Annotated in this window: 4 protein-coding genes and 2 pseudogenes; 3 read left to right on the top strand and 3 right to left on the bottom strand. The window is 56.0% G+C overall.

Going from position 1 to position 13664, the window contains the following annotated elements; all coding sequences use genetic code 11:
- Both HDE75_RS18415 and HDE75_RS18410 read left to right on the top strand, forming a co-directional pair.
- Positions 1–2823: a TonB-dependent receptor plug domain-containing protein gene (locus HDE75_RS18415; RefSeq protein WP_221291921.1), complete on the top strand. Its 2823-nt coding sequence runs from the start codon at positions 1–3 to the stop codon at positions 2821–2823.
- Between the two features lie 758 nt (positions 2824–3581).
- Complete coding sequence (locus HDE75_RS18410) at positions 3582–6335, top strand: TonB-dependent receptor (RefSeq protein ID WP_311735155.1); 2754 nt, start codon at positions 3582–3584, stop codon at positions 6333–6335.
- Between the two features lie 112 nt (positions 6336–6447).
- On the opposite strand, the gene HDE75_RS18405 is transcribed toward HDE75_RS18410, so the two are convergent.
- From HDE75_RS18405 to HDE75_RS26835, 3 genes and pseudogenes are all read right to left on the bottom strand, one after another.
- Positions 6448–8079: an NAD(P)/FAD-dependent oxidoreductase gene (locus HDE75_RS18405; RefSeq protein ID WP_183680915.1), complete on the bottom strand. Its 1632-nt coding sequence runs from the start codon at positions 8077–8079 to the stop codon at positions 6448–6450.
- A 403-nt stretch (positions 8080–8482) separates the two neighbouring features.
- Positions 8483–8977 (bottom strand): annotated as a pseudogene (locus tag HDE75_RS18400) (IS30 family transposase); the annotation flags it as partial.
- Positions 8978–9371: 394 nt separating this feature from the next.
- Positions 9372–10155, bottom strand: a pseudogene (locus HDE75_RS26835) (IS3 family transposase); the annotation flags it as partial.
- A 577-nt stretch (positions 10156–10732) separates the two neighbouring features.
- Between HDE75_RS26835 and HDE75_RS18375 the strand changes: the two are divergent.
- Complete coding sequence (locus HDE75_RS18375) at positions 10733–13588, top strand: TonB-dependent receptor plug domain-containing protein (protein ID WP_183680907.1); 2856 nt, start codon at positions 10733–10735, stop codon at positions 13586–13588.
- The last annotated feature ends 76 nt before the right edge of the window (positions 13589–13664 follow it).

The following is a 13664-nucleotide window of genomic DNA, read 5'->3' as shown; positions in this document are numbered from 1 at the left end:
ATGCTTAAAGAAACCGTCATCTCCCGTGCCGTTCGCATGGTGTGCACCAGTGGTATGGTTGCCGCCGTCTCCATTGCCTCGCAGTCGGCAATCGCACAAGATGCACAGAGTACTGATCCGCAGATACAGCGTGTGGAAATTACCGGCTCATCCATCAAACGTATCGCCGCCGAAGGCGCCTTGCCAGTTACGGTACTGACCGCTGCCGCCATCCGTACCTCCGGCGCGACCTCGGTCACGGATTTGGTCAAGAAACTGTCCGCCGCCCAGGGGGCAACCAGCGAGAGCGCATCGGTCGGTGGCAGTACCTTTGGTTTCTCGGGCATCTCGGTGCACAACGTGGGTGAAACACGCACGCTGGTACTGCTCAACGGCAAGCGCCTGGCCCAATTTGGTGGCCAGACACTGACGGGTTTCGCGGCTGGCTTCGACTTGAATTCCATCCCTATTTCGGCGATTGAGCGGGTGGAGCTGCTCACGGACGGCGCGTCGGCACTGTATGGCGCAGACGCCATTGCCGGCGTGGTCAACTTTATTACCAAGCACGACACGACAGAAGGCGACGTGACCATCGGTTATTCCGCACCGAAAAATGGTGCGCGTGAGAAACGCATGAGCGCCACCAAGGGCTTCGGTAATCTCGATGATGATGGCTACAATGTGGTGCTGACCTTTGGCCACGACGAGCGTACCAAGCTGAACTCGGTGGATCGCTCGTTTGCCAGCACGGGCCAGGTGGAGTTCTCGGCCAACGGGAAACGTTACCTCAAGCAGCAGTTTTCGGGTAGTCCCATTCCGGCCAATGCCCTCGATGACGTGGGACAGCTGATCAGTCCTTATCAAAAAACCACCGGCGCTTGTCCGGTCAAGACTTTCCGCGTGCTGGAGCCGTATCAGGATACGGATGGCACGCCACGGCTGAATGATTATTGCGGCTATGATTTCACCAAGGATCTGGAAATCTATCCGGAACGCAAGCGCGACAACTTCATGGCATCGGGGACGTTCAAAATCGCCGGTCACGAAGTATATTCCGATGTCTTGTTGTCGCGCACCAAGCAGACATCGCGCATCGCTCCCGTGCCTGGCGCGATTGCTGTCGATGCGGGAACGGCCTTGCACGACAAGTATTTGCTGCCAATTGGCATCACCGGTGATAGCGTCGCCTTCTACCGACTGTTCGACATGGGGCCGCGTACCTCTGACGACACGGCTGATTTCGCCAGTGTCGTCGTTGGCACGCGCGGGATTGCCGCCGGCTGGGACTACAATGCATCCTACAACTTCTCTGAAAGTCGCGTAAAAGGCAATATCTCTGGTTATCCTGGCGCGATTGCCGTGAATAACCTGACATCGAGCGGCTTGCTCGATCCCTTCGTCGGCCCTGGCCAGCAATCTGCTGCTGCACAGGCAGCCATCAAGGCGGCCACTTTTTCCGGTTACTGGGATGGCGGCACGTCGAAGTTAAACACCATTAACGTCAATGGATCGAGGGAAATCCGGCGCTTGCCTGGTGGCGCCATGATGCTGGGGTTGGGCGCTAATATCAACCGCGAGCAATTCTCTGCCCAGCCTAGCCCGTTTGCGCAGGGTATTCTGGCCGATCCCGTGAAAGGCACCTTGTGTGGCCCGACGACGGGGCTGGAATGTGATCAGCGATTTGGCGATGCCGCCAGCAGTTCGCCGTACAGTGCCAGCCGGACTTCGAAGGGTATCTTTGGCGAAATTATCGCCCCAGTGCTGAAAGAGCTGGAACTGGGGGCCGCCTTGCGCTTCGATGAGTTTTCTGACTTTGGCGGCGCTACCACGGGCAAGGCCAGCTTCAAGTGGACGCCGGCATCGACCTTGCTCATTCGTGGTTCGGTGGGGAATGGTTTTCACGCTCCGACAGTGCCACAGGTCAACGCCTCGCAGCGTGGCTATGGCGTGACCAGCGACAAGTACGCGTGTACGCCGGCATTGCAAGCCATCGCCACCCGGCTGAATGCACAATGTCAGCCAGGTAGCCGGCAATACGATCAGTTGGCTGGCGGTAACCGTGATTTGCAACCGGAAAAATCGAAGCAGGCGACCCTGGGCTTCCGTTATGAGCCCATTAGCGCCATTACCTTGGGCGCCGACCTGTGGCATGTGCAGATCAGGGATTCCTTTGGCCAGTTGAGCGAGCAGTTGGTGTTTGCCAACCCGGCCGCTTATCCCAAATCCTGGGGCGTTAATACGGACGTAGGAACGGGCGCCACGTATCTGGCTTTCCTGGCAGACAATCAGAACCTGGGTAAATCTTTCTCCACGGGGGTCGATATCGATATCAGTGCCCGCTATCGTTCCGGTATCGGCCTGTTCACGTCGCAGCTGACGGCAACGCAGATGCTGCGCGAACAGATACAGCTTGAACGCAATGGCCCATATTATTCCGCTTTAGGCAACTTTGCGGAACTGGGAACCGTCACCTTCCGTACCCGTGGCCAGTGGACCAATACCTTGAAAACGGGTAATTGGGCCAACTCGCTGACCGTCAATTTCCAGTCAGGTTACAAGGATCAGGAAACGACAGTCGATGTGCTCGATGCCTCTGGCGCCGTGACGGGCCAGGAAGATATCCGTCTGCGCGTCGGCTTTTATTCCACCCTGGACTGGCAAACGGTCTGGACACCGGGCAAAAGCTGGGCGATTACGGCTGGCGTGCTGAATCTGGCTGACAAGAGCCCACCGTTTGTACCGTCAACTTCAGGCGCGAATCGCGGCCAGCAATTTGGTTATGACGACCGCTACTATGATCCACGTGGCCGCACCGCTTACCTGAATGCTTCGTACAAGTTCTAAGCTTGCTTGAACGGCTGTGCCTGGCGCAGCCCCAAAAAAACCGGCATGCGTGCCGGTTTTTTGTTGTTTGCATGGATAGCACATTGCTGCATGACTCAAGATGGGCAGGTCCGTGTACTTCGGTATCGACGAAATTTTGATGCTAAAAAACAACACGTAGCCTGTGCTGCTGTCAGCACTTTTTGGGTTGCCACATATTGGTGCGGAAGAATTTCTTTTTGCTGCGTTTGCACAATTTAAATTATTAAAAAGACTAACTTTATCCGCAATATGAAAGAGATGAAAAAATACCCTTTTCCGATCAAGTTGTAACGATTTTTGTTGAGAATTAATATTTTTTTGCTGCATTGCAATATAAATATCACTGCACCAAAAATGGGCGCTATAGCACTTATTTGGGGATTTTTTGAGGGATTTTCGAATAAGCTATGGCGTAAAACCTCTTATGAAAATTAATGTGTTGTTTTGCTGTGGTGTCTTCAAGCCAATAAATTGACATTCGTATTATGCGTATGGTTCCATGTAACCACTGCGTCACATCTGTAACATGTGGACACATTTATCAGGAAATCCTTTACCCAGGGATTTCTTACAAAAAAATCAGGGCCATGCTCAGAAGGAGTTTTTACATGAAGTTACGTGTCAAACCTATGCCAGTTGCGATCTTGCAAGTTATTGCAAGTGGTGCGTTTTCCGTCGCTGCCCTTGCTCCGGCAATGGCTCAGCAAACAGCAACCAGTGAGCCTCAGCGGGTCGTTGTGACCGGTTCGCTGATTAGCCGTACCGACACTGAAACCGCGACGCCGGTGCAAGTGCTGACCGCGCAAGATATCCAACGCAGTGGTAAAACCTCTGTGGCTGAATTGCTCAGTGAACTCGCTGCCAACGGCGCCGGTACCCTGGGTAGTGGATTCTCCGGCGCGTTTGCCAATGGCGCCTCTGGCATTTCGCTGCGCGGCCTGACCGTGGGCGCAACCCTGGTACTGGTCGATGGTCACCGTTTGGCACCGTACCCACTGTCGGATGACTCCCAGCGCTCCTTCGTCGACGTTTCATCGATTCCATTTGATGCCATCGAAAGCATTGAAATTCTGAAAAGCGGCGCCTCGTCCCTGTATGGTTCGGACGCGATTGCCGGTGTGGTCAACATCAAGCTGAAAAAGAACCTGACCGGTGTGCGCCTCAATGCAGACTCGGGCAAGACCCAGCATGGTGGTGGCAAGACCAACCGTGCCTCGATCAGTGTAGGTACCGGCGATTTGGATAATGATGGCTACAATGCCTTCATCAGCGCCGAGTGGCGCCGCCAGGACGCGATCAAGATTTCTGACCGTGATCAATACGCGTGGGCCAACCGCGATTGGCGCTCGCGCGGCGGTAACGACCTGACCCTGGGCGTGCCAACCAACCTGAATAGCTTCCTGGTCGCGCCTAGCTCGCCTTTCCTGTACAACCCGGCCAACCCGAACAATCCGGCAGGCGTGTCTAACGTCAATAATCCGGCCAACTATCAATTCCTCGACCCAAGCTGCAATTTCCAAAAGTACCGTGCCGGTGCCTGCTCGGTGCGCGATACGGTTTCGAACATCCAGCCGCCAACGGAAAACGTCAACGTCCTGGTGGGCGTGACCAAGAAGCTGGGCGAGGACTGGGAACTGAACCTGAAGGCTTCGCTGTTCCAGCGTAACAGCATCAATGACCGTGGCGTACCATTAACTTTCTCGCCGAGTACCTTCGCTGGTAACACCACCTTGGTTAACGGTGTCTTGACGACGGGTGTCAATCGCGTACCGACCACCCTGTTCCAGCCGGGCGCTGCGCTGGGACCTGGTGTAGTCAATGGCCTGGGTGGCGCTGCCCGCCTGTACGGTTATATTCCTGGTATCGCTGCCAACCAAACGCAAGACAACACGTCGAAAACCACCCGTTTCGCCGCCGACATCCACGGCACGGCATATGGCTGGGATATCAATGGCGGTATTGGCGCGACCGAAGTCAAGACCAATATCGACTACAGTGGTTATATCGATCGCGGCGCGCTGTACACTGCGCTCAACAACGGTAGTTTCAATCCTTTGGGCAACAATTCTCCAGCGGTGCTGGCAGCTATTTCGCCGACTTTCAGCAATTCGTTGACGTCAAAATTGAACTACGGTGACGTAGTAGGTTCGCGCGAAGTGTTTCAGTGGGGCGCAGGCCCGGTAGCGCTGGCGGTTGGTTTGCATTGGCACAAGCGTGAACAAAACTCGCCGCCGCCAGGTCCTACCCTGACTGGCCAGGTTGCCAATACGACCGCCTTCACGGTTGGTAATGAGACGAACACCGCTTTGTTCTCCGAGTTGCAAGCGACGCCGATCAAGGATCTGGAATTGCACCTGTCGGGTCGTTATGACCATTACGATACCTACGGCAATTCGTTTACTCCTGCGACCAGCTTCAAGTGGGCGCCGATGAAGGAACTGGGTTTCCGCGGCTCGTTTGCACGTGGTTTCCGTGCGCCGAATCCGGCCGAAGTGGGCAATGCCGGTTCGTTCTTCACGTTTAACGCGATCAACGATCCGATTCTGTGCGCCGACGGCAAGCAAACTACCAAGGGCAACGTACCTGCCGCTTGTGGGATCAACCCGACCTATGTACAGACCACCAACAAGGATCTGTCGCCTGAGAAATCGAAGTCCTACACCTTCGGTATCATTCTCGAACCAGTCAAAGGCTTGAACGCGACCCTGGATTACTACCGCATCGAAGTGAACAACCAGATCGTGACGGCCGCTGGTGGTTTGCCAGGCTTCGTTCCAACCTTTGTGCGCACGCCAGCAACGCCTGTCGATATCGCCACTGGCGTAGGTACTGGCACGGCGCTTGGTACGCCTAGCGTTGGCCCGATCGCTTACGCGATTTCACCATATGTCAACGCCGGTTCGACCAAGACCGATGGCCTGGAAGCGGATATCAATTATCGCTGGCGCCTGGGTGACCTGGGTACGCTGAAAGCGGGCCTGAACGTCACTCACGTGCTGAGCTATAAGACTGAATCGGGTGGTGTCAGCTATGAGCTGGCCGGTACGCAGGGTCCATCGAGCGTGTCGGGTGCTACCGGCAATCCGAAAGACCGTGCCCAGTTCACCCTGAACTGGAACCGTGGTCCGCTCGATATCACCGGTACGATGAACTACGTCAGTTCGTTCTCGACGCTGGATCCTTCGATCGGTGGCGATAGCTGCGATTCGAGTGGCTTAGATGTAGGCGGTCGTACATACTTCCAGAACCTTGTCCAGCCAGGTCGCTTCTGCCGCGTATCGTCGTTCACCACCACGAACCTGAACGTGCAGTACAAAGCTACGCCGAATCTGACCCTGCGCGCTTCGATCCTGAACGTGTTCGACAAGCAGCCACCATTCGACGTTGCAACCTACGGCAATTCCGGTCCTCAAACTTCGTACAACGCTTCCTTGCATCAAGCTGGCGCTGTTGGCCGCTTCTTCTCGCTGGGCGCGAACTACACGTTCTAATCGGAATGTTGTATTAGGGAAATACAGGTCTGGCACAGGAAATCAATGTGCCAGCAATAAAAAAATGGGCACCTTCGGGTGCCCATTTTTATTGTGTATCAGGTCTCAGGTATCAGCCGCGTGCTGCCATTGACAGCGCCACCGCTTCGGCCACCTTGATGCCATCGACGGCCGCCGACAGAATGCCGCCTGCGTAGCCGGCGCCTTCGCCAGCCGGGAACAGGCCGCGCGTGTTCAGGCTTTGCAAGTCATCATCGCGGCGCTTGATGCGGATCGGCGATGAGGTGCGCGTCTCCACGCCCGTCAGCACGGCGTCGGCCTTGTAATACCCCTTGATCTGCTTGTTGAATGCCGGGAAGGCTTCGCGCAGGGCCGTGATCGCGTATTCGGGCAGTGATGGTGCCAGGTCCGTCAAGTGCACGGCCGGCTTGTACGATGGCACTACGCCGCCAAATTCGGTCGAAGCGCGGCCTGCCACAAAATCGCCGACCAGTTGCCCTGGTGCATCGTAGTTACCGCCGCCCAAGGCGAAGGCGCGTTCTTCCAGTTCGCGCTGCAGGGCGATGCCGGCCAGCGGACCACCAGGGTAGTCAGCCGGCGTTATGCCAACCACGATGGCGCTGTTGGCGTTGCGTTCATTGCGCGAATACTGGCTCATGCCGTTCGTTACCAGACGGCCCGGTTCCGATGCGGCGGCCACCACCGTGCCGCCCGGGCACATGCAGAAGCTGTAGACAGAGCGGCCATTGCTGGCGTGGTGCACCAGCTTGTAGTCGGCTGCACCCAAAATCGGGTGGCCGGCGCTGGGGCCGAAGCGGCAGCTATCGATCAGCGATTGCGGGTGTTCCACGCGGAAACCGATCGAGAAGGGTTTCGCCTCGATGTAGACGCCGCGCTGATGCAGCATCTCGAAGGTGTCGCGCGCGCTATGGCCGATCGCCAGCACCACATGGTTGCTGGCGAGGGTCTCGCCGCTGGCGAGCACCACGCCACGCACCTGGCCGCCATCGCTGCCAGGTTCGATAGTGAGGTCGACTACTTTGCTTTCAAAGCGGTATTCGCCGCCCAGTTGCTCGATATTGGCGCGCATTTCTTCCACCATCTTGACCAGGCGGAAGGTACCGATGTGCGGTTTGCTCACATACATGATTTCTTCGGGCGCGCCGGCCTTGACGAATTCCGTCAGTACCTTGCGGCCATAGTGTTTCGGGTCCTTGATCTGGCTATACAGCTTGCCGTCCGAGAACGTGCCCGCGCCGCCTTCACCGAACTGCACGTTCGACTCAGGGTTCAGCTCGCGCTTGCGCCAGAAACCGAAGGTGTCGACCGTGCGTTCGCGCACCTGCTTACCCCGTTCCAGGATGATCGGACGCAAGCCCATCTGCGCCAGGATCAGCGCCACAAACAGGCCGCAGGGACCGGTGCCGATGACAATGGGACGTGGCTGATTGGTATGGCCCGCCAATTGTTCACCGCCGGCAACGAATTTATAGTCGGTGTCCGGTGCAGGCATCAGATGGATATCGTGCTGCAGGCGCGCCAGTACGGCTGCTTCATTCTTGACTTCAACGTGCAGTGAGTAAATCAACACCACGGCGCTGCGCTTGCGCGCGTCATAACTGCGCTTGAAAACGGTGTAGCTGACCAGGTCGGCGGCAGTGATGCCGAGGCGCGCCAGGATGGCGGCGGGCAGGGCCGCTTCGTCGTGTTCAAGGGGGAGTTTTACTTCGTTGAGTCGCAACATGGTATGTCTTTGTAAAGATGTCGGGCTCCGTATCTAGCGGAGAGTCTGTGAGAGACCGCTTGGGCAGTGTCATCAGGATGCTATTTTACCTGTTGCGCTGCATATTGATGAAGTGAGGAGCGGACCGTCGCTTGCTATGCAGAAGTGGGAGAGGTGGTGGCGCAGGACTCAGTGCCTTTGCAGGGCTCATGTTCAAGCACCATGGATTTGTCAGGCGTCTTGAAACGATATCCAATGTACTAAAAAGGACAAGTGATATGGACTGAGGTGTACTGTCAATAGCGGACACTCTTGTTTTAAGGCGCCTGCAGCTGTTTGCTGAAGGATTCAGCGAACAACGCTGGCGGAACATTACCAAGGCGTGAATGACGCCGCTGGCGGTTAGGCGGATTAAACCGGTCCTCGCAACACTAGATTGTTGAACAAATTGTAGGTATTCGTCCAGTACTTCTGCCGAGGTCTTCCAACCAAGCGTTTTTCGGGGTCTAGAATTCAGTGCATTGGCAACGGTCTGGATTTCTCGAGGGCTCCACCGAGACAAGTCTGTACCCTTTGGGAAGTACTGCTGCAATAGGCCATTCGTGTTTTCTTTAGCGCCGCGCTGCCATGGGCTATGCGGGTCTGCGAAGAATACCTTCACCCCGGACTCGACCGTGAAGCGGGCATGCTCAGACAGTTCTTTGCCGCTATCCCAGGTCAATGACTGCCACAAAAGGGTGGGCATGTCCGTCACAGTATTCTTGAGCGTATTAGTCATCGTGACAGCTCCGTAGCCAGCCAACGCAGGGCCATTTTTCGTCCTGGGTATCAATCCGTAGCCTTCCTCGCGAGGTAGGTGGACAAGTATGGTGAATCTGCTTGAGCGCTCAATTAGCGGTCCGATCGCAGACCGATTTAGAGCCTATCCCAGTAGTGAGCACCTTCTGCCGGCAGCTCATCGGGAGCGCGGGCAAGGCATGAGGAGGACGCATGGCTAGCCATGCGACGACGAGCAACACAGTCCCCGCTTCTGAGGGGCGCCTGCAGGGGGCGTATTCATCTACTGGGATAGGCTCTTACCTTCCAGATATTGGGCTCAACATAGAAAGTGGCATGCCGCCATTATGACGAAACCAACGCGTCCCGACTGCCTGCGACACGCCAACTGCTTCAGCAGCTTTTTCGCTTGTAATCCCCGTTGCTATTTGTTCCCAGAACCGCCGCTCGACCAGTCAACTTGTTCATCCACCTTGCCGGTCTACCCATAAACACCTCCTCGATTAAAGGTGTTGCGAGGACCTGTTGAATCCGCCTTGGCTCCCTCGGTCTGAGTGATGAGTCAATCCTGGCGCTGGCCGCATATTGGTTGCGGCGCGCCAAAGGGCCTGTATCATACGATCACCCATGGCATAGCCGACGATTTCACAGATGAACACGTCCTTCACGCCGGCTAGGTAGGACCATCCCTCGCCAGTCTGAATGTACGTGATATCAGTCACCCAGGCTTCGGTCGGGTGGGCGTGAACGTCTGGTTCAGCAAATTGTCGGCCACTGGCAGGTCATTGCTCGAGTTCGTCGTGGCCTTGAATTTGCGCTTCTGATTGCAGCGCAAGGCCAGTTCGCGGCGCAGGCGGGCAATGTGGTCACGGCCAGCCTTAAAGCCTTGTGCCGCAAGCTCTGGCTGCATACGCAGTGGACTGCTTTGATCGCGACCTTCAGACGTTCATCGACCTGCACACGCGGTGGCAATGCGCCACTCGCCCAAGCTTAGTGGCCACTGCGCGAAACCCTAAACACTTGGCACATAACGGTAATCGGATATTCGAGTATCATCGCCCTCATCACCGCGTACTTGGCAGCGACTCCCGCGCAAAGTACGCTGCCGCCTTTTACGATATCTCGCTCAATACGGGCTTCAGCGAGCTCCTTACGCAGCTTTGCATTCTCCGCTTCCAACTCGGGCACAGTGCAGCTTCTCGGCGCGGCGCTGGGCGTTATCCCGAGCTTTGCTGCACTTACCCAATTGGCTGAAGTCCCCTTCGGAATGGTGCTGCGCGCTGCCGTATCTTCAAGCGTCAGGCCTTGGGCCAAGACCAGCTTAACCGCCTCCTCGCGAAGCTCCGGCGTGTAAAGGCGGTTTTTCCTGTACTGACCGGTGCCGGGTGCTGTTTTTTCTGCGCGCCGGCGATGTTGCGACAAGGCGTGCATGCCGGTGAAAAACTGTTGTTTTATAGAAACTTATGGGTAACAACGTTTCTTTTTCGTTGACGCTGTTATTGCTGCATGATTAACTCTTCCTGCGGGACTAGCTACTGTCATGAAAGTAATTTCAGGTCGATCCTGCGTGATATCACTCCTCTTATCCTCTTCCCTGTCGTCCCTCTGCGGACGTTAATGCAAGGCTATTTAGCTTATCGCCTTTGCATTTTTTGTTGGAAAAAAATTTACTGTTGTAAAAAAGTGTAACGGCGCTGGATTTATTTGACAGAATTAAAACAAAAATGTTTTCATGTGTTTCTAGGCAAATTGTTTATCACATTTTGCAAAAAAAGCCGGGTATGAACGGCGAAAAACTAGGTCGGGTTGACAGGTGATTGCACCCACAATTTTCCTGTTTCAACAGTTTTGTCTGCAAAAAGACAAGCTCTGAGAATGGCTTGTACGGAGAAGAAAAATGATTAAAAAAATCGTATTGAAGCGTAGCGTCGTGGCGGTGGCTCTGACACTGTCCTCGTCCCATGTAGTTTTTGCACAAGAAGTGTCCACTGAACCAGCGGTACAAAAAGTGCTGGTTACGGGTTCAAACATCAAGCGCTCGGAAAAAGAGGGTTCATCGCCGGTTCAAATCTTCAATGCCAAGCAGATCGCTGCCACCGGTGCCAATACCGTGGCTGAACTGCTGCACTCGATTCCTGCTTTCGGCTCGGGTTCGTCGGTTGACATCACCGATGGCGGCTTTTCGCGCGGCGCGGCAACGGCTTCCCTGCGTGGCCTGGGTTCTTCGTCTACCCTGATCTTGTTGAACGGCCGCCGCATCACCGCTTCCGCTTATGCCGACCCGAACCAGGGTAAATCGGCGGTGTATGACTTGAACAGCATTCCCGTGTCCGCAATCGAACGCGTTGAAGTATTCAAGGATGGCGCTTCGGCTGTGTACGGCTCCGACGCGATCGCCGGCGTGGTCAACTTCATTACCAAAACCAAGTACACGGGCGCCGAACTGACTGCCAGTGTCAGTGCCAACGATGATGGCGAGTTCGGACGTCAAAACCTCAGCGGTATCTTCGGTTTCGGCCAGGACCGTTTCAATGGCTTCGTCAGTTTCGACGTCGCCAAGCGTGACAGCACCCTGATCAAGAACGTCAACGACGTTGAAAAAGGCATGTATGCCGACATCAACGGCCGCCTGAACCCGTTCTCGAGCAGCCTGACCACTTCGCCATTCTTCTATGCCGAGCGTACGCCAGGTGGCAAGAACTTTGCCAATACCTATGCCTTGCGCGACCTGGTCAAGAACCGCCTGGATTGCCCCGCATCGGAACAGATCACCGGCGACCGCGCCCTGCATAACCTGTCGTCAACCGATACCCTGATTGGCCGCACCTTCTGTAATATCAATCTCAACGACTATTCCGAAGTACAAAGCGCGGGCAAGGACGCCAACGTGCTGTCGCGCGCCACATTTGAAATCAATTCGGATGTGACCGCTTTTGCTGAAGCCGGCTATAGCCGTTCGGAGCGTACTTACCTGCGCCCGCCATCGGCATTCCGCAGTACGGCATCGACCACGGTGTTCATGCTGGACGGTGCTCCCCAGCAATTCCAGCTGATTTTGCCGGTGGGCCATCCTGACAATCCGTTCCCGAACCAGCGTTCCGCTGTCGGCTACCGCGTCAGCGCGCCTGGCGGTGCAGTCAATACCAATGAAAGCTACCGTTTGCTGGCCGGCTTGCGCGGCACCGTCGGTACCTGGGATTGGGAGACCGGCATCCTGTGGAACCGCTCGGAGCGCAAGGAAGAGTGGAAGGGCATGCTGTATCGCCCAACCCTGGAAAAGGTCATGACGCAAGGCTGGACCCTGGCCCAGGTTAATGCGGATCCTACCGTGACGCGCGACCTGGTCAACCGTGGTTATGCCCAAGTGTCGCAAGTTGACGCCAAAGCCAGCTCGGCCTTCGGTCAACTGGACGGCGGCCAGGTCGGCGTGGCATTCGGCGCCGAATTCCGTCAAGAGAAAATCGGCCTGACGCCAGACGACGCAACCCAGCGTGGCGATATCATTGGCCTGGCCAATTCGCTGGCCGATGGCCAGCGCAACGTCAGCTCCGCTTTCTTCGAAGTGCGTACGCCATGGACCAAGAACTTTGAAATGGACTTTGCTGGCCGTTACGATAAATACCCGCAACTGAAGGGTAATTTCGTCCCGAAAGTCGGCGGCAAACTGACGGTCAACGATAAGGTAGCGATCCGCAGCACCTACGCTGAAGGCTTCCGGGCCCCAGCCCTGACGCAAGTGTCGCCGGGTGGTGTGCAGTCCTTCCAGACGGTCACCGACTCGCTTCGCTGCCCGGACGGTGTTAACCCAGTGGCCGGTGCGGACCGTACCGATTGCGCCAAGGGTATTTCCAGCTTGTCGTCGGCTACCCCTGACCTGCGCCCTGAAAAGTCCAAGAGCTACTCCCTGGGCCTGATCTTGGCGCCGACCAAGGACATCGATGTGCTGATCGATTACTACCGTATCAAGAAGGTGGATGAAACCGCCTTGTTCAGCGCGCAATACATGATCGATCACAGCAGCAGCTACCCAACCAGCGTGGTTCGCGATCCTAACCCGGCCAACCAGCTGGTCGACGGCAAGGGGAACCCTATTCCGAATAGCGGCCCGATCTATCAAGTCAACCGTTCGTATGTGAACCAGGGCAGCACGGAAGTGAAGGGCGTCGATTTTGAAGTAGCGTTCCGCAAGTCCCTGGGTGACATGGGCCGCCTGACCGCCAACCTGAACTGGAGCTATCTGATCAGTTTCCGGCGCGCTGAGCGCCCAGGCGAGGTAGCGGCCAATACCGCTGGTTCCGCTGGTGGTATTTCGGACTGGTCGACGTCGGTTGGCGACAATCCTAAGAATCGCGGCAACCTGTCCGTCAACTGGACGCGTGGCGATCATTCGCTGACCACCTCGGTAGACTTCGTCGGCCCTGTCTCCTTGCTGCGCCGCAGTGACAATGATGTGACTTACGCCGAACCGTACTGCCAGTATGGTACTGGCCAGCCATCGACCGCATACCAGCTCGGTGGTTTGCCGAAGTTCAGCAATTACATCAGCAGCTGCGATGTGAAAAGCTGGACTACCACGGGTGTGGCGTATTCCTACACGGGTTTCAAGGATTTGACCTTGTCGTTTAACGTCAGAAACATCTTTGACGTGAAAGCGCCATACGACCCACGTTACCCAACCGAAGGCTTCAACACGCAGTTGCACAACGGCCAAGGCCGTTACTTCCGCGTCAGTGCCAACTACCACTTCATGTAATACGTAGTGGCCGGCGTGGCAGCACGCTGGCCAACCTGAATGCATGATATGAAAAGCCATCCGGTTTTCTTCCGGA

This window comes from Janthinobacterium silvisoli (assembly GCF_014200725.1).
Classification (GTDB): Bacteria; Pseudomonadota; Gammaproteobacteria; order Burkholderiales; family Burkholderiaceae_D; genus Janthinobacterium.
Note: the sequence above shows the minus strand (reverse complement) of the source record. Positions and strands in the feature narration are given on the sequence as shown.